This is a genomic window from Roseiconus nitratireducens (genome assembly GCF_008629675.1).
Lineage (GTDB): Bacteria > Planctomycetota > Planctomycetia > Pirellulales > Pirellulaceae > Stieleria > Stieleria nitratireducens.
Genome location: NZ_VWOX01000009.1, coordinates 315690 through 337823 on the forward strand (window position 1 = coordinate 315690; position 22134 = coordinate 337823).

Genomic DNA, 22134 nt, shown 5'->3' on the forward strand with positions numbered 1-22134 from the left:
CGGCATCATGCAAACACCCCACCAACACCTGCTGTGGTTGACGATCCACCGCGGGATCTTTCGGCTGCGACGCGGCGTTGACCGCATGCGATCGCCGCGGCGGATCCTGGCAACGATTCTCGCTGCGCTGTTCCTCAGCGCGTACGTTCTCAACGGCTTTTTCGTCCTCTGGTCGCGACGCACGGCCGATCCCCAGTCGCTCCGGCTGTGGCTTTCCGGCGGCATGATCCTGTACCTGATCTATCACAGCGTTCGCTGCGTTTGGACTGAGAAACAGGTCGACATGGAATACACCGATGCCGAGAATCTGTGGCTCGGCGGGGCGCCGCTGAAACGATCGACCGTGGCCGCGTACAAAGTCAACACAATGATGGTGTCGGCCTTGCTGAAGACATTCTTTCTGTCGGTGGTGCTCGCTCCGGATGTTTCCCATTTCGCGTTGCTATCCGTCGGCGTGTTCGCTGCGTTGGTACTTTTGGAAACCGCGCGGATGGTCTGGCAACGTTTGCTGGGCGGATTGTCGGAACGTCACCGCGTTGCCGCCCGCGTCTCACTGACCGCGGTTGGGATCGCAGCCCTGATCCAAATGTTCGGCCACATGGTCCGCATCACCCCGCCGGGCTCGGACCCAGGCCATTACGTCCTGAACAGTTTTCGCGCCGTGGGGTACGTCGCCTCCTGCGACATCGTCCAATGGCTGGCGATCCCCTGGCGGCCGGCCGCGCTGCTGGCCACCACCTCGCAGATCACCACGCACACGGCGGTGCAACTGCTCGCCGCGGTTGCCCTGATCCCCACGGCGATCATCGCCTTGGTCCGCATCGATGGCTGGGCGGAACGTTGCAAGCTGCAACGCGAACAAGCACGCTTGGCCGCGGGCGACTATATCTCTCCGCAGCAACGGATGACCGGCCAGAGGACCGCCTACTCCGCCGACACGCTGGCCGACCGGATTGAATCCCTGTGCCCGGAACGTCTACGTGACGCCGTCGCGCTGCTGTGGCGTCAAGCACTTTCGATCCGTCGCTACGCGGGCACCATCGTGTTCAGCTTCGTGCTGCCGACCGTTCTGTGCCTGTCGCCGCTGCTGACCGGCCGCGCCGGAAACCAGTGGGCGTTTGTCGTCGCCGGGATCGCATTGTGCACCATGCTGCTCGCACCACCGGCACTCCGGTTGGACTTCCGACGCGACTTGAAACGGATGTTGCTGTTGCGTTCACTTCCGCTGCGCCCCATCCATGCCGTCCTGGGGCAGCTGACCCTGCCGGTCCTGATCACCATCGGGTTCCAATGGATCACGCTGTTGATCGCCGGTTTGCTGGTGTCGCCGGGCTGGTCGCAAATCATCGTTTGGTCGGGAATGCTTTCGGCGCTGGCCGTGTTCACCTTCGCGGCCGAGAATGCTTTGTTCCTGGCTTACCCGCACCACGAAAGTGCGCAGGGGTTCGCGATGGTGGTTCGAGCCAACGTGATGTTTGTCGGCAAAGCGACCGTGATCGGTGTGGCGGTGGCCGCCCTGATGTTGTGGATCACGCTTTGCCGGACAGCCTTTGCCGATCCGGTCAGCACGCCGATTTACGTGATCGGCGCGATCGGAGCCTCGTGGGCAGTCGCAGCATCGGCGCTGTCGATCACGGCCTGGTGCTGGAATCACTTTGACATCTCTGCCGACCTTCCACCGGAATGATCCGGCGAGCGGACCGCGTGCCGGGGACGTCAGAACGTCTCGGGATAGATCACCAGTTCGATCCGGCGGTTGGCCGCGCGACCGGCGGCCGATGCATTTGACTGTGCCGGCTGGTTGGCGCCTTGCGCAACGATGAAGAACTGCCCCAGCGGCATGCCGGCGCGTCGCGTCAGCAGGTCCAAAACCGCGGAGGCCTGGGCGGAAGCAAGTTGATGGCTGGCCGCAGCTCCTCCGGCGAACGCTTGAGCGTTGTCCGTGTAGCCTTCGATCCCGATCCGCTGCCGCGGGAACACGCTTCGCAATTGCGCCGCGACCGGATCCAGCACCTGGGCCGCCTGTGGAATCAATTGCGCGGTCCCCGGAGCAAACAGCTGGTCGCTGGGAATGGCGATCCGCACCCGGTCACCGTCTTGCCGCACCGGCAGACCGCCCAGGTTCAGACGCGAAGCCAACTGATTCAAATTGGTGTTCGGCTGGATCGACGCACCGCCGCGCAGCTGCGTCGAAGCCTGAAAGCCGCGAACCGTGTTTTGCGCTTCCCGCGCCGCGATCGATGCCGTTTCCAATTGTCGTGTGGTGTCGGCTAGCTGTCGCCGCACCAGATCCAGCTCTTCGCGATAAACCTGAGCCTGCTGTTCGCTTTGAGCCAACTGCGTGTGCAGCTGGCGATTGTTGTCATCCAGCAATTGGACGCGTCGGTTCAATTCTGCCAGTTGGGAATCGGCCGGATTGACGGCCTGGCCGGTGACCGGCGGAGTCATCGGCGTCGATGGCATCGGGTAAGCCCCCGGACCGGCAAGGTACGGATTCTGGCTGCATCCGGCGGCCAGGCACAGCGCAAAGGCTCCGCCCAACACCATGATTTTTCGCCAGTTTTCCCGAGCGTTCACCGCTGAAACCATCCTGAACCGAGGGAATCGGACGTCCTCCGTAACGTCCACCGGTCCTACATCTAGAAAGCTGCCCGCCAAACATCAAGACCAATCACCCACAACGCCGCCCGGCCAGTCATCGGCAAGACACCAGATGCCGGCAAAGGCACAAGTCAGCGGCAAGGCGCTAGCCGCCAGTAAAAGCAACAGTCAGCGGCAAGGCGCTAGCCGCCGGTAAAAGCAACAGTCAGCGGCAAGGCGCTAGCCGCCGGTCCAGAGCGAGAATCTCCCTCTCCCCCTGGTTCCAAGGCTCCCGCCTTGGAACCCACTGCCCCGCAGGCTCCGCCTGCCGCATTGCCAATCGCCGCGGGCCAAGTGAGCTGGCAGAGCCAGCCTTCACCGCGTTCCCGGGCGGGAGCCCGGGAACGAGTGGACCCAGCGTTCTCCCCCTGGTTCCAAGGCTCCCGCCTTGGAACCCACTGTCCCGCAGGCTCCGCCTGCCCAACCGCCACGCTCCGCCTGCCCAACCGCCACGCTCCGCCTGCCCAACCGCACCGACGAACAGGCCCCAACACCCCTCACACCAACCCCACCAGCACCAACAACATCAACGCCACCAGCAAAATCACCACGCGAATCGCCCAGCGGTCCTGCGGACGGATCCCGCCGCTGTGGGCGCGGATGCCGCGCAGCCACAGCACCAACGACGATCCCACCATGATCGTCAGCACGTTGATCGAGACGACCAGCAACGGCCCCCACACCGGAATCCCCGCGGGCACCGGTTCCCACAAACCGAACGCCATCTGCAGCCCGGCGGTCGACAGCGGTGGAACCAGCGCCGCGGCGATCGCCGCACCCGCGAGCGCGGAAGACAGATGGGATCGCGTGCGGGCGTAAGCGGCGGCCATTCCGCCCACCAGACCGACGCAAAAATCGATCACCGACGGATTGCAGCGAGCCCACATCTCGGTGGCATGCTCCGGTGACCAATCCGGCTGGTCGACCGCCCACACCAGCGTTCCAAACAACCCGCTGGTCAGCAGGGCGCCGGCAAACCCCAGCACGATGGAAGTGAAGGCGTCGCGGAACAACGGCCGGTTGCCGATGGCGATCGCCAAGCCGGCACCCAGAATCGGCGTCATCAGGGGTGCGATCAGCATCGCGCCGATGATCACCGCGGCACTGTTCTGCAGCAACCCGAAGGAGGCGAGCATGCTGGAGGCGCTGATCATCCCCAAGAATTCCAGATTCGGCTTGGAGCCGCTTTCCAGGTCCTGCTGCAACGCGACCCGCTCGTCCCGATTCAGCGACGGAGCCACCGAGTCGGACCAGCGCCGCAGCCTTCCCAGCAGCGACGGCACCACCGATTGTCCTTCGCGGACCAGCATCACCGAAGGCTGCAGCTCCCGTTCGATCAGCCGCCTTCCGGCCTGGTACGTCAGCGAATCCTTCCCCACCGAATCGACGCCAAACACCACCGCGGCTTCGGAGGGAAAGGTGAACGCGTCGATCTGCTCGTTGACCGCGGCCGTTTGTCGCTCGGAATCCGTTTCGGTGGCGGCGCTGGCATCGACGGCCCAAGCCGACGGCGTCATGCCCAACAGTTTGCGGCAGACCCGCTCGGTCAGGATGCGGTGACCGACGTAGCCGCCGAACAGGTGCGCCTCATCGATCGGCGGATCGGTGACCGCGTGCAACCACACGGTGGGGAACGGAGACGATTCGAACAGCTCGCGTTGCCGGTCCGCTTCCCCGGGCGCGTAAATCAGCACCAACAGCCGGCAGCCGACGTCCTGACAAAAGCTCAAAACATGGTCGGTTGCCGGATCGATCGTCTGAACGTCCGTGGGCTCGCCGTTGGTTCGTGTCAGTTTGTCGGCCAACACCGATTCGACGTGTTTCTCCAACACGCGGCGGTCGGTGCCCAACACGACGGGAACGATCGGGGCATCCAAAGCCTCACCGAACACCACGCACCAGGGCGTTCCGTCGCTGAGTTGTTCCTCAGACCGCAACAAAAAAACGACGCTCATCGATCTCCTTGGCAGACCGGACCGCCATCAGCCCGGCCATCAAACGCCACTCAAATTGCTAGCACGCCCCGCAATCCACGCAGACGCGCCCGGGGACAGAGCACCATCCCCGCCTGGCACCAAGCACCCGGGGACAGAGCACCAATCCTCAGCCAGGGCCATCCACCGCCGGGGACAGAGCACTTCATCCGCACCCGGGGGACAGAGCACACCTTAGCCGATCACCACTGCCGCGTGGTCCGGCCACCCACAAGCAGCCCGCTCGGCGTGACGGTCGCCGCCGGGGTTGCGTAGCAGACCGGCCGGCGAGGCAGGCGCCTCGGTCTCCGGCGCTCCGGACCAGCTCGCCGTCATGGCGTCCGGCACCGGAAAAACCGGTCCAAACCGGTCGACTGGACTGCGGCGTGGGGGATGAGAATCGGCTGGTCACCGGCGGCTGGAATGCGAACAACCGGAATCCGAAGGGGACGCCGAACAGAGCTTGCGAGCGGCAGGGAGGCAAAGTAAACTCCCCGACCCGTTGGCGAGAGAAATTCTCACGTCAGCGAACCAATCCCCTGTAGCTCAGTTGGTAGAGCAGGCGGCTGTTAACCGCCTTGTCGCAGGTTCGAGTCCTGCCGGGGGAGCCTTTCTAAAAAGCGGAATCCGTCCGCCCCACCAGTTAACGCACAAAGCCGAGAGCAATCGCCCTCGGCTTTTTTGCGTTTTCGCCCGTGTTTGACGCACTTTTGCGAAACGGCGAACTTCTGAGAGCGCTCTCGCGCCGTCGACGTTTCGGTCGTCACCGGCCGCCAACGACAATTCTCTCCCCAAACTCTCGCGCTCTCTGCGCAGATCGCCCGTTCTGGTTAACAACCCGGTTGGTTTCGGGGTCGGAATGAACCGGACGCGGAAAGAGCTTCACCGGCTCTCGATATATGCTCGTCTAGCAACAAAATGATCTCGTGGGTGAATAGCACCAATGAGCTTGATCCACGACAATTGGTACTTCCAACCTTGCGACGAGCTGGTGACATAGAATGGGTGTTTTCGACAGCAGCTCCTTTCCCAGGTAGTGTTCGCCAAAGATCGCATCGCAATGTGGACAGCCTTGGGACAAGTAAGAGGTCTGCGCTGCACGGCTATATCTATCCTTGATCTCGCCGAACAGCAAATGACTCCACTGCGAGTCGCGTTTCAAACGATCGAGGTATTCGAAAGCTTCTGGGCAGTATTCCGGCCCCTTAGGAAACCCGTCGTGAAGATACGCCTCGACAGGGTCACCGTGCCGAGAAAGCGGTGAATGTGAATCATTCGAGACCTGAAAGACATGCGACTGTCGATTGCATTTCCAACAGTCGTAGTCGAACACCTCCAGATCAAGAACCTGTCTTGAAGCGGCTATTGTGCGGTCGCAAAACCGAAATTTCCCAGAAAGCATAGCTCTACCAAACTCGGATAATGGAAGTCTCATCACTTTTGGGATGCTTCGATCATCGCAGTTGATCTCGAACATGGGCACGTCCCGGTTTGGCAATGCGCCCTTTGGAATCTTTCGAAAGAGCCAAGCACACCTGATACCTGATCCGACGTAGCGGGCATGACGTCTCTCTGTTTCGTTGAGTGTCTGAGATGACCACTGCACTTCGAAGGCGACTTTCGATTCATTACGCGTAGCAAGCACGTCCGCCCGCCAACCGTCTCCGGATACTTCCACATCAATTTGCCAGCCGGCCTTTGCGCCCCCTATGGCGAGATGCTCCTTCGCCCTTAAGTGTTCCAACGACTCGGCAGGTGTATTACATCCGGACCGGCGCACGTGATAAAAGTGCCGAGTTCCCAACTTGCTTTCTCGCGCAAAGCACCTACGGCCACAACACGGCAGAATCGCTTCGAGATGCCCTTTACGAAGATTGCTTCGAAGATCCTGCCACTGATCTTCCGACAGTAACGGAGCAATAACACTGTCGTCGTTGACGATGGCCTTGAGTGGCATGGTGCCCCGGCACGTAGATGGCAGATGACCTCACAGAATAGCTAGTCCTACCGAGAATCTAGCGAGGGGTCAGAGTGATCGCTCTGCGCAGCATGCTTCTTCTTGTCAGCTTCACAAATTGGCGATCATTGCTTCATCTTTATCGCCGCTCTCGCACCACGCACCGCAAGCAACTATACTTCTGCCCACCAACGAAATAAGGAGCGGAACCGGGGCGGACTTTTGAGCAGATTCAACTTCCACGATCACCTTCTTCGCCGAGACCATACGCTCTTAGGCGGGATTCTCTTCGGCAGATCGTACTGCGGAGCCGCTTCGGCAATCGGCTTCGGAGCCAAGAACCAGCCAACACATCGGTTGGCCAATCCTTCTCGAGGAACTGAATAGCAGGGGCAAGCGGGCATGTTAGGCGGAAGGGCGGAGTACGCGGTCGTTGATGTGGAAACGACCGGATTCGGTAAGAAGGATCGGGTGATCGAGATTGGCGTCGTCGTGCTCGATTCTCGGCTACGGATCATCGACGAGTACGAAACGCTGGTAGATCCCGAGCGGGACCTTGGCCCGACTCACATCCACGGCATCACACCGAAGATGATTTCCATGGCTCCGTCGTTCGGCGAAGTTGCTCACGCAGTCGCCAAACGAATCGAGAACCGGGTGATCGTGGCTCACAATCTGATGTTCGATGAACGGATGATTGGCCAGGAGTTCGGGCGTCTGGATGCACTTTTCGATCCCGGCCGCGGAGTGTGCACTCTGAAGTTGACGGGGCAAAAGCTTCCCGCCGCCTGCCAAATGCTTGGCGTCAGTCCACCGCAGCACCACCGCGCCCTAGCCGATGCCAAGGCAAGTGCCGCGCTATTGAAGGCGTTAAAACCCGCGGCGGAAGCAATGCCTTCTAGACTGGCGAATGTGCCGGGCGAACTCTCGCAACGGACACATCGGCGAAGCACAGGTGAAAGTTCGCCCCTGTTTGAGCGACTGCTTAGCCGACTTGTCTACACCGAAGAAAATGCTCGCCTACTTCAGTACGTGGATCTTCTCGACTGGGTCCTCGATGATTTCCTGGTGACCGACGACGAACGAAAGCATCTGAGCTACCTGGCCGACGAACTGGGCCTCTCACACGCGGACATCGCACGAGCTCACCGCCAGTACTTTCAAGCCATGGTGGCGGGTGCCGAGAAAGACGGCGTCGTCACAGAAGAGGAACATCAGATATTGTTTGCGGTTGCGGAAACGCTGGGGCTCGACACGTCGGAAGTTCCGCAGCCAACTAACGACAAATGCGTCTCCGACCAAATTCCCGCCGGTGCCGCCATTTGCTTTACCGGAACGTTCGTCGGTGCCGACGGAAACAAGGTATCTAAAAGCGAGCTTGAAAAGCTGGCTGCCGACTGCGGCTTTACTGTTGTTTCAGATGTCACTAAATCGAATTGCGATCTTGTCGTAGCGGTCGATCCGTCATCGTCGTCCGGGAAAGCCAAGAAGGCGAGGCGATACGGAAAGCCGATCGTTGAATCAGGGCGATTCCTTGAAATTGTCGCCGAAAACAAAATCAAACTTTGCCTACCTGATTGAGCGAAATTGACGTAGTGACCTATGCGGACGAACCGGTGTCGGCCATCGGAGCACCAAAGATTAAGGGATAGAAAACTAACGTCGGCAATCAATGTTTGAGTCAGTAGGGGGCAGGATCTGATGGATCACGAAATTGTCGTTCGACCAATTGAGACGGCTCGGGAACTGGACTCTGTGATGGAGATCTATCGGACCCAGAAAGCATTGTTAGGATTTTTTCCGGACGAAGCTTTTAAGCAGCGAGCCGACGCCAAGCAAATCTTTATCGCTTGGTCTGGAGGCAATGCGACTGGGTACGTGCTTTTCGCAACCAACCAGCGATACGAGGTTCGCATCAACCATCTATGCGTGAAAGCCGAATTCAGAAGTCGCAAGATTGCAAAGCAACTAATCGCTGCTCTCGTAGCTGCCTACCCCGACCGCTCTCGAATCAGACTCAATTGCAGAGCTGACTATGACGCCGCCAACGTCTACCGTCGCCTTGGATTTTCTGAACTGCGTCGATTCCCTGGCAGAAAACAAAATGGCAGCGAGCTGATTTCTTTTGGATTAGCCATCAATGAAACGCCGCTCTTCGACGCACTAGATGATCCCAGTGATACAGCAACGGTTTTGTGTGACACGATGGTTTGCATTGACATCGAGGACCCAAACCGACCGCACCACAAAGCAAGTAGCGGACTTCGCGCTGATTGGCTGGCAGATGGGATCAATTTGAAAGTTGCCCCAGAGGTCATGGCTGATCTCGGTCGACAGGATGAGCCATTGCGAAGCGAAATGATTTCGGCTGTCAAGAATGGGTGGGATCAAGTCGCGGCGGACCACCTAGAGGTAGAACAACAATTACGCGAAGTCCGCCACATCATGGGCGAGCCAAAAGATGATTCGAGTGCATCGGACCAGCGGCACATCGCTATCGCGGCAGCCGTCGAATCTGCGGCATTTGTGACACGCGATGAAGAAATCTTGAGTTTTCGTGAACCGATCCTCTGCTCTCTCGGATTGCGTTTGCTTTCGCCGTCGGAATTCATCACGCAATACGATTCGGTTTTGAACTCGCATCGTTATCAATTTCGCGAATTGTCTCGGTCGGGCATCGAAAGGACTCGCGTTAGATCGGTCGATGAATTCGACTTGAATTTTTTCATCGACCAAACTGACGGCGAACATTTGAAGTCGTTTCGCGCCGCACTAGACGCCATGCTTGCCGATCCGCGAGAGTGGGAAATTTATCGAGTCCACTCTCGGACCAACGAGAACATCGCACTAATCGCGATACGAATCGTATGCGACGGTGGACGACAGATTTGTCGAATTCGTTTGAATCGTTGTCTTTTGGGTACACGTTTTGGCAGGGTCCTCGCGGAGTACTTAGCCGATCAACCGCTCGGTGCATGGCGAAGCGGTGAACGACGAGTTGTGACAATCACGGATCCGTGTCCTTCGCCGCTCATACTGGACGCCTGTTTGAGACGTGGATGGATCCCGGCAGATCGATCGCTGTGGCGGATCTCTTTGCCGGGTTGCTGGACGCAAGACGGCTTGCAAGCCGAGTTGTCTTCGCTGCGAGACTCGTGCAACGTTCCTGAAAAAGTGACCAAACAGGCTCTGCGATTCGTTACTTTGGATCATTCGGCTGCCGGAACCGAATCCAAAACCCAGCGACTAGAACAGTTGATCCATCCTGGCAAAGCCGATTTCGGTCAACTTCCAAACTGGGTTATTCCGATACGCCCCCGATGGGCGCAGGAACTTTTCGATTTTCGGCTTTGGGATCTACCGCTCCTTGACCCGGACACATCACTGGTCATCAATCCTGACTCGGTGTACTACAAACGCCCGAGAAATAGTCCAACAGCATCGCTTGGTCGAATTCTGTGGTACGTCAGCGGCGACGAGAACAAGGGTGGTGGCCGCGTGCGAGCATGTTCAGCATTGACCAGACGTGTCGCTGGTACCGTCAAAATCCTGTTTCGGGAGTTTCAGCGATTTGGCGTCTACGAGTGGCGTCACTTGATGGAACATTTCAAAGACCCTGACGCTTCGGGGATTGCGATTGAGTTCAGCAGCACCGAATTATTCGAGAACCCGGTTTCCCGTGACGACGTAAACGACATTTTGGAATCGCATGGAATGAAACGACAGATTTTTGCCTCCGCAGTGGCGATTCCCGATGCGGCGTTTCACGCAATATATGTACGATCACTGCGAAACGAGACCTAGCCCATGCTTTTTCTTTCGATCCACCCAGAGCATGTCCAGGCAATCGTTGAAGGACGAAAGTCGGTTGAGCTTCGCAAACGCAAGCCGAGTATCGCTCCCGGTTGCATGGCGGTGATCTACGCTACAACCCCGAAATGCGAGGTCGTTGCTGTCGCCACTGTGGTGGCTCTTCAAGTTGGAGAGCCAAACGAGATTTGGCGGAACTCTGGCAAATTGGCAGCAGTGTCCAAACAAGATTTTCGTGAATACTACGAAGGTGCTGAGAAGGCGGTTGGCATACATTTATCCAACATCGCGGTACTGAGAAAACCGATTTCATTAAAAGAGCTTCGCCGACGTTGGTGCGGATTCCAACCTCCGCAGCAGTATCGCTACTTGGACACGTCGCAACAAAATTTCATCGCGACGAGAGAGACTACGCAAAGCGGCTGCCCAACTCCCCCCAACTCCCTAGCAACCGGCCTCCGACCTTCGTAGTGGTTTGGCGAAGAGATGGTACGAAGTTTCTATCGCCCGTGTATCAACAGGGATCACTGTGTTCCGATCAATGACATTGAAAAACCTTGGGCGATAGACATTTCGGGACGAAGGTCTTCCAGTCCTGCCGATATCGGCGCGATATCTCGAGAGCTATTCGAACTGGCGGGCGATGCAACCGACATCAATTCAAGGCTTTACGAATCTGCATCGGTGCCCTTGAATGCCACACCTCTACAGCGGTATGTTGTCCGGGACAGAGCTATAGATCAAGTTTTACATGTACCTTCCGCGGTACATGGAAATACGGATGACTACTTAGCCATCAGGTTGAAGACTTAAAATGCTAATTGGCGAAAACTGGCTGTTAGTCGGAGTCCATCAATCATGAACAAAGACGACTTGCGTCAAGCGATCACGCTTGGACGCGAGCAACGAGGAACCGAGTTCAAAGGCCCAGGCAAGCGGACTGACAAACACTTCCGCGCGAGGGTAGTACGCGCCATTTTGGGCATGTCCAACAAGCCAGGTGGCGGCAATGTGATTATCGGCGTTGACGATGACGGCTCCGCCTTAAATCCCACCGGTCTCACTGCCGATGAAATCTCAACTTGGTCATATGATGACTTGGCAAGCAACGTTTCTACCTACGCAGACCCCTACATTGATTTCGACGTTTCAGTGGTACAATTGGACGGCGACTCATTCGTTGTCGTAACGGTTAGTCAATTCGAAAGACTCCCGGTAATTTGCAAGCGTGATTACCAGGGCGTTTTGAGGAACGGCGCGATGTACGTTCGGCGTCGCGGCAAGAACGAGACTGTTGAAGTACCATCGCACGTTGAGATGAGAGAGGTGTTGGAACGGGCTGCAGAGATTGTCGCACGAGAGATCGTTGCATCACACGAAATGCTCACGACGAGCAGACAGACCAAGGAAGATGCCTTAAAGACTTTCTCTGCCAAATTTGACAATGAGGCCGAGGATTTGCTGTGACCACTTTGATAGAGAAGATTCGATCGCGTGGCTCTTGGACTATCCGGATTCGGCCGATTGAGTTCGAAGCTCATCGCGTTGACAGACTCGCGCAATTAGTTGACGCCGTGCAAACTTCTCGCGTTGAATTGCGTGGCTGGGATTTTCCGCATATCGACCCTAATACAGTTCCGGTCCGAATGAGCGAGTATGTCGAACAGCAGACTGACTGGGAGCAGTACGTCGAGCTTTGGCGAGCCTACAAGAGCGGTCAGTTCATCTCGGTAAGTGGCATGTCTTGCGATTGGCGAGACCAATCCAAAACACTATGGCCAGCGGAGCCTGGCTGGCGATCTGGTACTTCGTTAAGCGCTGAGAGTAGTATCTTCCGGTTCGTGGAGGCGTTTGAGTTTGCTGCAAAGTGGACACGAGCCGTGCCGGTAGGAGAGGAGATGTCAGTTTCTGTAAAAGTCGCCGGGTTACGAGATCGTGCGTTGCAACTCAGCCCGGACCGGATGGCCTCGCGATTCAACTACACGAGTTCTGTCGACGAGTTCACTTGGGAAGAACAATACTCAACGTCCGCCGTGTTCTCGTCTCCAAGGGAAAACGCTGTAGAGCCAGCAACAGAGCTGTTCGAGTTGTTTGGTTTGGATATCGATAAGTCGTTCATACGTGATATGCAAGCTAAGCTGCTGGGTTAAAAATCCATTTGTGCAATCGCACGCGGCATTATGGGATCGCTTGAGCGGTTCCAGAGTCTACACCGCGCGGTTTCACAGTTGGAAAGTCGCCTCTCCGTGGCGGTGACGGTAGTTTTCATTGCGAAGCCTGTATAAATCTTGACAATTTTCATACTTCACTCGATTGCACATTCTCCATCTGGGAGAATTGGACAGAATTGCCATGGGTTACGATATCCGAAGCGTCACGACACTGAACTCGCATCAACGATCTCACCAAGGCCTCATCGGCTGTTGGGCAGTATGATGCCGTCGGATGCAGATTGACTGGACCGATGCAGCACCCAACCAAACGACGTAGTCAAATGATTCACGCGACTCGATTACCGAACCCGCTTATCATTCAGCCACCTACTGGCCGTAGCAAGCTGGGCGTTTTTGAATTCGATCCTCGACAAATCAACAGCCCCAAAGGCATCCCTGCCAACCCGGTTGACTGTGGAACAAACCCAGCTTTCACCTCCAAGCTACTCAACGGAACCAAAATACCCAGTTTGATCTTCGATGCTTGGCCGTTCTTTCACGCGGCAGCAAAGACCGAGCTAGCAAGATCGTTTTCTGCAGGCTGTTCGGTCTATCACGGAATGGCGATCACGGGCGTTCATGGCAACATGGTGCGGTGGGATCAACCCACACTCCGCATTCGGCGTGGAGGTATTCTCTCGCGAAAGGATGCCTCAAGGACTTATCTTTCTAGTCGATTCGGCGAGGCGTGTGCCTACCTGTTCATGAAGGACGGCGGTTTCCACTACTGGGACCATCTCCCCTCTTTGGTTGACCGAGTTATGGGAATTGGAGTATCGCATCCTGAGTCGGTTCATCGCGCAAGGGTAATCAAGAGTAGATTGAAAGCAGCACAGAAGAAAAGGAATCAAACTGGGGTAATGAGGCAGCCTGACTTTGTTTTCGAGAAACCTAATAACGAGCGTGCGCTAGTTGAGTCTAAGGGGCGCATGATCACTCCGGGGAAACGCCCACGATTTAAGCGAGATCTTAGAGAAGCTCTTAGCCAAATATGTGTTTGGCAGTCACTTATCACTGGTAAGATAAAGGCTTATGGCATAGGGACTTATTTGAGAGAAGTTGGTGACCAAGGCGACGAGTCTCTTCTAGCCTACGTCGACCCGCCTGGTAACAACGACGATGAGTCAATTATCGAATTTCCGGACGACGCTGTTCGCCGCGGCAACTTCGGTGCATGGCTTAACGGGATGGGTCTGTCGAAAGCAGCTTATTCCTTGGCATTCATCGAAGAGAGAGCAGGTGAACCAGTAGAGCTGCCAGTGATAAAAGTTGCAAATCTCGACATTGCAATTTCTGTTACGGATGGTTTTAGTCCATGGTTAGAATACCCGATGATTTACGATCACGACTTCAACTTCTTTGTTCCGGGTGCTTTGGTGCTTGGAATCGAGCTAAGCCGAATGCGTGTTTTAGAATCTGCGATCTCAAATACGCAATCGCTAGAACTCTTGGAGCTCCCCGACTTGGCGGTTGATGACATCAATTTCTCGCAAATCGAAGGCATATACGGAAGCGTATTTCCGGATGGGTCATTCTTCGGATTGGTTCGGGGCGTCGGTCATGAAATCCGAAGTGAAGTGTTCAAACTCTAATTATCGCGATAACCAATTCAAAACTGACTGGATCCGCCACCTATGCGGATTGGCCAATTGCATGTGATGCATCGGCTGGACAAGTTTCGCTGACTTGCCGCCCCCAAGAGTCTCTATCGGTGCCCACGACCGACGCGAGCTTCGCTGCTCCGGCGGTCATCACCGGAGGTTTGGTTGACCTGCATTTGCTGCAACAGACTCATCTAATCGCCAGGATACCAGAGACTGCCCACGAGCACGTCCCGGTTCACAACGCCCTCCACATCTGCCGTTGTGCATCCCAACACGCCGTAGCCGCAATCGGCCGAATATCGTGCTCGGAGATGCAGGATTCACCTCGCTTGACCGGTGGTAGCCGCAGAATCTCCTCCTGAATATCCGGAGCCAACAACAACAGATCCATGATCTGCGTCAACCTCGCCCGGCTCACGTAACCCAGCCGCGCGATCTCCGCCTGGTCGGCCACGACGCCGTTGCGGATCAACTGGTCCAACCGAATCGCCAGCGCCATCAACTTCGTCACGCGGGGCAACCTGGCGGGAGACTCTTCGTTGCCGGAGCGTCCTGACTTAGCCTTCGCCCCAAAAGCCACCTTGTGGTTGGTCGTCGTCACGCCGCCTCCTCCGCTTCGCTTGTGAACTCATCCGCCAGCGACCGGACACCCGTCGGTCGGTACGTGATCGACAGGTCGCCGCTGCGACCGTCGTATATGATCCGTTCGATGAGCAGTTCCACGATCCGGGCCTGATCGCGTGGTGGGAGAGCGGCCCAAACGCCATCGAACTGTGTCAGCGATTCCAAGACCTGCGCGTCATCGACAACGGCATCGCGGAGGGTGCCCAATTCCGCGTCGATCTCTTTCATCCGGGCTTCGGCCACCCGGATTCGCTCGTGGACGTCGGCAAGGCGACCGTCGTCGGGATCTTCGCCTGCCAATCTGCCGAGTTCGGCAAAGTCCATCCGGATGTCATGGTTCAGCCCGGCTTTCTCGCTCGTCAGTCGTTTGATCCCGCGCTCACGTTGTTGGCGGATTTCCTCTACCGTCGTGTCGACCACAGTAGGGTCGGATCCGATCCGGCTAATTTGGTCGACGATGAACGCCTCAATCTCCCCGGCGGGGATGGATGGCGACGGGCAATTAGCCCAACCGTTCTTCTGGGCATGCTGGCAGACGTAATACCGGTACAGCCGGGTTCCCTTCTTTGAGAACGAATGGCTCATCGCGCAGTCGCAAGCGCCGCATCGCACAAGGCCGCGTAAGAGAGCGTTGTGCTTGTTTCGGACGCCACGGCCCCCACTCTTGCCATTGTTCTCCAGTTGCCGCTGGACCGCCGTGAAGAGATCGCCATCCACAATGCCCGGATGCTCACCGTCGTGGGTTTCATCCTTGTAACGGATCTTCCCGATATAGGTGACGTTGGTCAGCAGTTGATAGAGAGACGACTTGTTGAATCGCCGGCCGCCCCGCTCTGCCCCCTTCTTCGTCTGCCAGCGTTTGGTGCGCCAGCCCCGGCCGTTGATCTCCCGGGCTACATCCAATAGCGACTTCCGCTGGCGGTACATCTCGAAGATCTCTCTCACCCGCTCTGCTTCCGTCTCATCGACCACCAGTTTTCGATCCACGACGTTGTAACCCAAGACGGGCATCCCGCCGGACCATTTCCCCTTGCGCCGTGCCGCGGCGATCTTGTCTCGGGTTCGCTCCGAAATCATCTCGCGTTCGAACTGTGCGAATGACAACAGCACATTGAGAATCAGCCGCCCCATCGAGCTGGCCGTGTTGAACGCCTGCGTCACGCTGACGAATGCCACGTTCTGGCGATCGAATGTCTCCATGATCTTGGCGAAGTCCATCAGGCTGCGGCTCAGACGGTCCACCTTGTACACGACCACGCAGTCGATCTTGCCGGCCTCGATGTCATTGATCAGCCGCCGTAGCCCGGGACGCTCCATGTTCGCGCCGGTGAATCCGCCGTCGTCGTAGCGGGTCGTAATGCACGTCCAGCCTTCGTGTCGCTGGCTTTCGATGTACGCTTCACCGGCGTCACGCTGGGCATCCAGCGTGTTGTATTCCTGCTCGAGGCCCTCCTCGGTCGACTTCCGGGTGTAGATGGCACAGCGGACGGTCTTTTTCGCGCTTCCCTTGCTCATGACTTGCCTCCGTTGCGAAGTCCGAAGAAATGGAACCCGTTCCAGTGTTTGCCGGTGACGGCTTTGGCGACGGCGGTCAATGATCTGTAGCGTTCGCCCTCCCATTCGAAACCGTCCTTCAGGACCGTCACCATCACAGCCCGGCCCTTGTAGACGCGGCGGAGCGTCGTGCCGGGCAGCAGTTCCCTAGTCGGTTGCACCTTTAATTTCTTTGTGATGGTGCGATCGTCTGAGCCGGTGAAAGTCTTAGGTGGCCTCGGCGGTGTCATCCGCAAATCGGCATCGTTGGCGATTTCCAGCGCACGCCGCCGCGCTCTCTCGGAGAGGTCACCCTCCTCATTGGCCTGCATCCGCCAGGCGATCCGTTTGACCAACCACTGTTTGTTTCGAGCGTTGGTCGATTCTCCGAACACGCCGGCGTACTTCTCGCGAAGTTGGCCGACGGTCATTTGCCGCATCTGGGCGACTTCTTTGTCAATGTTCAGTCTTGCCACGTGTGAATCTCCTTTTTGGCGTCTCTGGACAGTTAACCCGTGTGGACACTGAGCACCGTTTCCGCGGACGGATCAAGCGGCTGGGGCGCGGGTTTCAGAGAGGATTCGGAAGAGTTTTCACCCGTTTGCGAGGCTACCGCGTCCCTTCCAATTCGAAGGAACACGCCGGCGAAGATGCTGACGATCTCGTGGCAACGCTCATCCGGTGACATGTCCGCAACATCCGTGCAAAGCAACATCGATCTGCTTGGTTTGGAAGGTCAGAGTGGGTTGGCGGGAATCCGCACTCTGCCGGCTTGTCCATGAAATGCCCGCCTCATGCTGTTAACCTACCGGTCGCCGATTTGGGCACTCCCATCGAACTTTCAACTTTTTCTTGGCATGCCTCACAGCCCCATGGTTCCCGAGCCATTCGTTTCCCCGGTCGTTCTCGATGAAGCGATCCGGATTCTAAAGACGGACGAGTACCGTGCGTGGACGCCGTTTGAGTCCAAGGGGCTCACAGAGGAGGCACTCCATCGATTGATCCAGGCGTGGATGTTCGAAGGCAGGATGTCGGCCCAAGTGGTCATTTTTGATACGGGGATGCCGCGTTACACATTCCGAATCAAGGTGACGGGAGGATGGCAACGGTTGGAGGTCGTAATGCAGGCGGTTTTCGATCTCAACCGAGTCGCCCCTGAACTGATTGATAGGCGACATTACCAACAGAGCAAATTCGAGGTCCGGACAGAGAATTACCACGAAGTGAGGTTCCGGCATTCTGGCGAAGATGCTGCCAGGGATTGCCAATCAGAATCGGGTGAGGCATCGATACGGCAGACCATCGTTGAGGCTTCCAACAACTCATTACGGGGAAAGGTTCATATCGACCAATGGATAGACCTTGAGGAGCGACAGAGTCCGGCACCACAGGCAATCGCCGCCGCCCAGGCGATCGCTTCCCCGGAAATTAACGTCAACATCGCGGTTCCCCCGTCCCCGCCGGCACGTCCCCATCAACCAAATCAGAAACTTGAGCAACCGGGCGAGATCTATCACGAAGATCTCATGCAATGCGTTCAGAGGAATCTGAATGCGTCACCTCGCGTGACATGGCGTGAGATGCCCAGCGCGGTCGCTCGAGAAGGGTTCTTTCCTCACTCAAAAACGACTTTGAACGATTGGTACAAAATCTGGAAAACCAATCGCCAAAGTGTCTAGTTGTCCGCGGATGTCCGCCACGCGGACAGATGCTCATATTGCAGCATGATTTACGGCATTTTTCGCTAATTTGCAGTTTTTCTTGTCCGCCGGGCGGACATCCAGATTTTCGCTCCAGCGGCGTGAACCGTTCCCGTGTGCCGGCCACCGAGTGCCGGTAAACGGAACCCGGTCACAGCGAACCGCTGCGAGAGAATGGATGCCACCCCCAATCTGGACTGCTTTGACGCATTCACTGCCCGCCTGATCCAAGCCAAAGCCCGTCAGCTGATCGGACGGGCCGGACTGACCGAATCGGACCGCGCCGATCTCGTCCAAGAGTTCTCGCTAAACCTGCTTCGACGGCTGGATCGCTTCGACCCACATTTGGGCAGCTGGCAGAAGTTTGTCGTGATCGTCTGTGAGAACTACTGCGCCACGATCCTTGAGCACAGGGCCGCGCAGAAACGCAGCCCGGCAAGAGAAGCCGGATCCCTGAACCGTCAGGTGAGCGACGCGGACGGAATCGCCTGTGAGGCCGGCTCACTGCTCCCGGAATCCCAATACGGACGTCGCTGTGGACGCTATCCATGCACGCACATCGAACAAAGCGACCTCATCCAAGACATCGCCGACACACTCGACGGCCTCTCACCGCAGCTTCGCCAAATCTGCAACCGACTGAAGCGTGAATCGACCGCACAAGTTGCCCGCGACATGGGCGTTCCTGTGAAGCGTCTTTACGCACGCAAGAAAGCCATCCGTGAGCGGTTCGAAAGAGCAAACCTCAAAGAATATTTGTGAATTGATGGGACGACTCAGCCGGCGGTCCGGTAGGTCAATCGTAGGCACCGAACGCCAATGAGCATCCAACGGAATCACCACACCATGACAACTCAAGTCTTTCGTTACGAGTTTGCCGGCGACATCGATTTCGCCGAGGTCGAGTCCTCCCTCGTGCTGTCGATCATGGCAGTCGAGAGCCTGCACGGGGCGTCCGAAGTGAGACTCGACGCTGCCCACGCGATCGACGAGGACAAACGCAACTGCGTGATCGATGCCTCCACGGAGGTCGGGCGCGATATCAACCGTCTCTTCGTCGGCTTCCTCCGGCGCGAATTCGGGGAAGACGCATTTCAGGTCGAACGACTCAGCGAACCACCCACCAGGAAAGCCTCCTAACTCCAAACGGGCCGACCCATGGACGCGGCAAACAACGCTTCACCGGATGATTCGATCGAAACGGAGGGCAGTCGGTCTGCCACCGATCCTTCGCAATGCGATGCTAATCCGCGACGCCGGGAGGTGATGGCATCGTTCGAAGAGATCAAACGATCTTCGGCCGACCGGTGCGGTGAAATCATCGCCGCCTTAACTCCATTGCCCGCCGATGTGGTTTCAAAAGCCGCGAGCGATCACCCCTGCCCGGTCTGCGATGGCAAAACGGTGATATGGCCCGACGAGCGAAATGGCGGTGCAAACCATCACGGACGCATCGCTTGCCGGAATTGCACTGACAACAAGCCCACGGGCGACATCATCGCCACTGTTGCCGCATTCAATGAGGTTAGACAGGGCGAGGCCGCAAAACGAATTTCCCAGTACTTGGGACTATCTCCTCAGGAGGGCGGCAAGCCACCGGAACTCGACATCATCGAGGCGGTCGCGAAAGATAAACGGATGCCAATCGAGGCGTTTCGGCAATTCAATCCCAAGCCGGCGACCCGAGGGAGAGACCGAACGCCCGTGGCGCGAGTCGGAGTCTACAACGAGGCGGGGGAGATCCATTCGTATTTCGACTTTGCTCCGGGTAACAAGGGCTGGTTCCAGCGAGGGAAAGGGATGTCGGGACTTTTCCTGCCCGGCAGACTTCCCCAGTCTGGAGAGTGCTGGTTACTGGTCGAAGGAGGTAAAGACGCTTCCGCGGGAATCTCACTGGGCTATCACGCCTGTGGACTACCGACCAACAAGATGGATCCGAAATACGCCGCCCTCTTCCGCGGTGTGGATGTCATCGTGGTTCCCGATCTGGACAAAGCGGGCTGGAAGGGCGCGAGCGCGACCGTCGGCAATCTTCTTGGAATCGCTTCGTCGGTGAAAGTTGCCAGGCTGCCCGGCACAATCGTGGAATCGGGCGGTGACGATCTCAGAGACGCCCTTCGGCGTCATGGGGAAGACGCGGTCAAGCAAGCGATCGAAACCGCCGAGCCGTGTCGGCTGGAAAACGGCATGGGAAGCCCGAATGACCGTCCAGAGGTTGTGGTCACGCTCGCTGAAGCGGAAGTCGCCGCCGAAACCGTCGAACACCTGGGCAAACTCGGTTGGTCGTCCCCGTGGGTTCCAGAGCAGGATCGCGAAGCGGCCAAGCTGTACACGCGCGGTGGGCTCCTCGTCCACACGGTTCCCAATGAAGACCCGGAGAGCACCGGGGAGTTCGTCATCAGGCCTCTGCCGATCTGTCTGACTCGCGAACGCATCACGCTGTGCTGCCAACTTGTGACCGAACGGCAAGTCAAAGACCGTGTCGAGGTTTCGCCTATGCGGCCTCCGAAGTGGTTGATTGATGCCGTTCACAACCGCGGCTGGTATGACGGCCACATCAAGCCGCTCGCGGGAATCGTCCAGGCTCCCACCATTCGCACCGATGGGTCCATCCTGCAGAAACCTGGCTACGACGAGACCACCGGAATCTACTACCAGCCCAAGGGTGAGTTTCCGGAGGTTCCGGACCAGCCAACACGTGAAGATGCGGTGGCCGCCATCAACGATCTTTTCGACGTTGTGGTCGACTTTCCTTTTGTTGACGGAGCTGATCGGTCGGCATGGCTGTGCATGCTGTTGTCGATGGTCGGAAGACCATGTGTTCGCGGTTGTGTGCCCTGTTTCGTGTTCACCGCAAACATTCGCGGAAGTGGCAAATCGCTCCTCGTCGACTGCGGCTCATTGATCGCCTACGGTCGGTCAGCGGCCCGTCACGCGTTCACACGTGACGACGACGAAGCCAGGAAACTGATCACCAGTGTCGCTCTGGAGGCCGCACCGAGCGTGTTGTTCGACAACCTCGATGTGCAACTCGGCGGAGCGGCCCTCGACGCGGCCCTGACGAGTGAAAAGTGGCAGGGGCGGGTTCTGGGGTCGAGCCGAACGACCGGCGAGCTGCCGCTGAAAACGATCTGGTGTGCGACCGGCAACAACATGGCCTTCGGCAGTGACGTCGCCCGGCGCGTGCTTCCCATCCGCCTGCAGAGCCCCCTGGAGGCACCGGAGGAAAGGACAGGATTTGAGCACACAGACCTGCTCGGTTGGATTGCGAAGAACCGGCCACGTCTCGCCGTCAGCGCCCTGACGATCCTCCGGGCCTATTTCGTCGCCGGATGTCCAGATCAACCCGGCGGAAGTTGGGGATCGTTTGAAAGTTGGAGCCGAATCATCCGTGGCGCAGTCGTTTGGGCCGGAGCCGACGACCCGCTTGCAACACGTGAAGCGGCCACAGCGAATGATGACTCTCGCGGCCTGTTGGCAATGCTCATCACGGGTCTTGAGGAAGCAGACCCCGATAACGCTGGCCTCCGCACTCAGGACATCGAGCGGTTGGTTAGCCACCGCACCGACGAAACCTCCCCGTGTCCAACGCTCGTCGAGGCTGTGCGGGAAGTCTGTGGTGAACGCTTCAACTCGAGGAAATTTGGCCGTCAAATGCGAAAGCTCGTTGGTCGCATCTGGGAGGGACGGAAGATCACCGACGAAACGGGGAGCGGCAAGGTCCGGCTGTGGCGGGTTTCCCACGAGGGGTTTAGGGGGTTTCAGGGGTTTCGCACACCAATCTTACACGCGGAACGTGTTGTGTCGCATATAGACCCCTGTGACACACAGCACAGCGCACAGGAACCGGGGGAAACAAACCCTCAAAACCCGCGAAACCCCCGGCCTCATTCCAAATGCCCGAAATGCAGCGGCGAGTTGGTCCCAGCAGACCTCGTCATCGGCGAATTCCGCAATTGGGACTGCTCGTCTCCATCATGCGACGGAGTGGTTCCCGTCCGAGAAGTGTCTTCAACCGACCGGGCAATCGACCAACGTTCAAACGCCCAACCATCATTCCTCTCCAATCAAGGATGAATC

17 protein-coding genes, 1 tRNA gene and 1 pseudogene are annotated in these 22134 nt (G+C 57.6%); 12 read left to right on the top strand and 7 right to left on the bottom strand.

Annotated elements, in window-relative coordinates; all coding sequences use genetic code 11:
- Positions 1–7 precede the first annotated feature (7 nt).
- The gene (locus tag FYK55_RS16950; protein ID WP_150077614.1) at positions 8–1687 is read left to right on the top strand and encodes a hypothetical protein; all 1680 of its coding nucleotides are present in this window, start codon (positions 8–10) and stop codon (positions 1685–1687) included.
- Between the two features lie 29 nt (positions 1688–1716).
- On the opposite strand, the gene FYK55_RS16955 is transcribed toward FYK55_RS16950, so the two are convergent.
- Positions 1717–2547 (bottom strand): OmpA/MotB family protein, encoded by an 831-nt coding sequence (locus tag FYK55_RS16955; RefSeq protein ID WP_150077693.1) that lies wholly within the window; start codon positions 2545–2547, stop codon positions 1717–1719.
- Between the two features lie 590 nt (positions 2548–3137).
- A complete protein-coding gene (locus tag FYK55_RS16960; protein WP_150077615.1) occupies positions 3138–4595 on the bottom strand; it encodes a DUF389 domain-containing protein in 1458 nt (485 codons plus the stop codon).
- Positions 4596–5148: 553 nt separating this feature from the next.
- On the opposite strand from FYK55_RS16960, the gene FYK55_RS16965 reads away from it, so the two are divergent.
- Positions 5149–5221, top strand: a tRNA-Asn gene (locus FYK55_RS16965).
- Positions 5222–5520: 299 nt separating this feature from the next.
- Here the strand turns inward: FYK55_RS16965 and FYK55_RS30120 are convergent.
- Positions 5521–6570 carry a competence protein CoiA gene (locus FYK55_RS30120; protein WP_150077616.1) on the bottom strand — a complete coding sequence of 350 codons (1050 nt, stop codon included), beginning with the start codon at positions 6568–6570 and terminating at the stop codon, positions 5521–5523.
- A 402-nt stretch (positions 6571–6972) separates the two neighbouring features.
- On the opposite strand from FYK55_RS30120, the gene FYK55_RS16975 reads away from it, so the two are divergent.
- From FYK55_RS16975 to FYK55_RS17000, 6 genes and pseudogenes are all read left to right on the top strand, one after another.
- A complete protein-coding gene (locus FYK55_RS16975; protein WP_150077617.1) occupies positions 6973–8151 on the top strand; it encodes an exonuclease domain-containing protein in 1179 nt (392 codons plus the stop codon).
- A 177-nt stretch (positions 8152–8328) separates the two neighbouring features.
- Positions 8329–8646 (top strand): annotated as a pseudogene (locus FYK55_RS29750) (GNAT family N-acetyltransferase); the annotation flags it as partial.
- Between the two features lie 282 nt (positions 8647–8928).
- On the top strand, positions 8929–10374 hold the full coding sequence (locus FYK55_RS16980) for a hypothetical protein (protein WP_235908763.1): 1446 nt from the start codon (positions 8929–8931) through the stop codon (positions 10372–10374).
- Positions 10375–11238: 864 nt separating this feature from the next.
- The gene (locus FYK55_RS16990) at positions 11239–11847 is read left to right on the top strand and encodes an AlbA family DNA-binding domain-containing protein (protein WP_150077620.1); all 609 of its coding nucleotides are present in this window, start codon (positions 11239–11241) and stop codon (positions 11845–11847) included.
- Positions 11844–12530, top strand: a complete 687-nt coding sequence (locus FYK55_RS16995; protein WP_150077621.1) for a hypothetical protein — start codon at positions 11844–11846, stop codon at positions 12528–12530. Before FYK55_RS16990 ends, FYK55_RS16995 begins: the two co-directional genes overlap by 4 nt.
- A 344-nt stretch (positions 12531–12874) precedes the next feature.
- Positions 12875–14185, top strand: coding sequence for a hypothetical protein (locus FYK55_RS17000; RefSeq protein ID WP_150077622.1), 1311 nt, complete (start codon positions 12875–12877; stop codon positions 14183–14185).
- A gap of 247 nt (positions 14186–14432) precedes the next feature.
- Here the strand turns inward: FYK55_RS17000 and FYK55_RS17005 are convergent, their stop codons facing one another.
- Genes FYK55_RS17005 through FYK55_RS17020 form a run of 4 tightly spaced genes read right to left on the bottom strand, consistent with a single transcriptional unit; the run spans position 14433 to position 17069 of the window.
- Positions 14433–14798 carry a hypothetical protein gene (locus tag FYK55_RS17005; RefSeq protein WP_150077623.1) on the bottom strand — a complete coding sequence of 122 codons (366 nt, stop codon included), beginning with the start codon at positions 14796–14798 and terminating at the stop codon, positions 14433–14435.
- Positions 14795–16336 (bottom strand): recombinase family protein, encoded by a 1542-nt coding sequence (locus FYK55_RS17010; protein WP_150077624.1) that lies wholly within the window; start codon positions 16334–16336, stop codon positions 14795–14797. The genes FYK55_RS17005 and FYK55_RS17010 overlap by 4 nt, the downstream gene beginning before the upstream one ends.
- A complete protein-coding gene (locus FYK55_RS17015; RefSeq protein ID WP_201743734.1) occupies positions 16333–16830 on the bottom strand; it encodes a DUF2924 domain-containing protein in 498 nt (165 codons plus the stop codon). Before FYK55_RS17015 ends, FYK55_RS17010 begins: the two co-directional genes overlap by 4 nt.
- A gap of 32 nt (positions 16831–16862) precedes the next feature.
- Entirely contained in the window at positions 16863–17069 is a 207-nt protein-coding gene (locus FYK55_RS17020; RefSeq protein ID WP_150077625.1) for a hypothetical protein, read from the bottom strand.
- A 79-nt stretch (positions 17070–17148) separates the two neighbouring features.
- Between FYK55_RS17020 and FYK55_RS17025 the strand changes: the two genes are divergently transcribed.
- The 4 genes from FYK55_RS17025 (at position 17149) to FYK55_RS17040 (ending at position 22131) form a co-directional block, all read left to right on the top strand.
- Entirely contained in the window at positions 17149–18033 is an 885-nt protein-coding gene (locus tag FYK55_RS17025; RefSeq protein WP_161604573.1) for a hypothetical protein, read from the top strand.
- A 195-nt stretch (positions 18034–18228) separates the two neighbouring features.
- Positions 18229–18816 carry an RNA polymerase sigma factor gene (locus FYK55_RS17030; protein ID WP_150077627.1) on the top strand — a complete coding sequence of 196 codons (588 nt, stop codon included), beginning with the start codon at positions 18229–18231 and terminating at the stop codon, positions 18814–18816.
- Positions 18817–18900: 84 nt separating this feature from the next.
- Positions 18901–19194: a hypothetical protein gene (locus tag FYK55_RS17035; protein ID WP_150077628.1), complete on the top strand. Its 294-nt coding sequence runs from the start codon at positions 18901–18903 to the stop codon at positions 19192–19194.
- Positions 19195–19212: 18 nt separating this feature from the next.
- Complete coding sequence (locus FYK55_RS17040) at positions 19213–22131, top strand: hypothetical protein (RefSeq protein ID WP_150077629.1); 2919 nt, start codon at positions 19213–19215, stop codon at positions 22129–22131.
- Positions 22132–22134: the final 3 nt, after the last annotated feature.

Bases quoted from the DNA above. Each gene is read 5' to 3' on its own strand.
- FYK55_RS17025 (WP_161604573.1), top strand. From the start codon at position 17,149: ATGCTGTTAACCTACCGGTCGCCGATTTGGGCACTCCCATCGAACTTT.
- FYK55_RS16955 (WP_150077693.1), bottom strand. From the start codon at position 2,547: ATGGTGTTGGGCGGAGCCTTTGCGCTGTGCCTGGCCGCCGGATGCAGC.
- FYK55_RS17020 (WP_150077625.1), bottom strand. From the start codon at position 17,069: ATGTTGCTTTGCACGGATGTTGCGGACATGTCACCGGATGAGCGTTGC.
- FYK55_RS16950 (WP_150077614.1), top strand. From the start codon at position 8: ATGCAAACACCCCACCAACACCTGCTGTGGTTGACGATCCACCGCGGG.
- FYK55_RS16990 (WP_150077620.1), top strand. From the start codon at position 11,239: ATGAACAAAGACGACTTGCGTCAAGCGATCACGCTTGGACGCGAGCAA.
- FYK55_RS16980 (WP_235908763.1), top strand. From the start codon at position 8,929: ATGATTTCGGCTGTCAAGAATGGGTGGGATCAAGTCGCGGCGGACCAC.
- FYK55_RS17040 (WP_150077629.1), top strand. From the start codon at position 19,213: ATGGACGCGGCAAACAACGCTTCACCGGATGATTCGATCGAAACGGAG.
- FYK55_RS30120 (WP_150077616.1), bottom strand. From the start codon at position 6,570: ATGCCACTCAAGGCCATCGTCAACGACGACAGTGTTATTGCTCCGTTA.
- FYK55_RS17035 (WP_150077628.1), top strand. From the start codon at position 18,901: ATGACAACTCAAGTCTTTCGTTACGAGTTTGCCGGCGACATCGATTTC.
- FYK55_RS17010 (WP_150077624.1), bottom strand. From the start codon at position 16,336: ATGAGCAAGGGAAGCGCGAAAAAGACCGTCCGCTGTGCCATCTACACC.
- FYK55_RS17030 (WP_150077627.1), top strand. From the start codon at position 18,229: ATGGATGCCACCCCCAATCTGGACTGCTTTGACGCATTCACTGCCCGC.
- FYK55_RS16960 (WP_150077615.1), bottom strand. From the start codon at position 4,595: ATGAGCGTCGTTTTTTTGTTGCGGTCTGAGGAACAACTCAGCGACGGA.
- FYK55_RS16975 (WP_150077617.1), top strand. From the start codon at position 6,973: ATGTTAGGCGGAAGGGCGGAGTACGCGGTCGTTGATGTGGAAACGACC.
- FYK55_RS17000 (WP_150077622.1), top strand. From the start codon at position 12,875: ATGATTCACGCGACTCGATTACCGAACCCGCTTATCATTCAGCCACCT.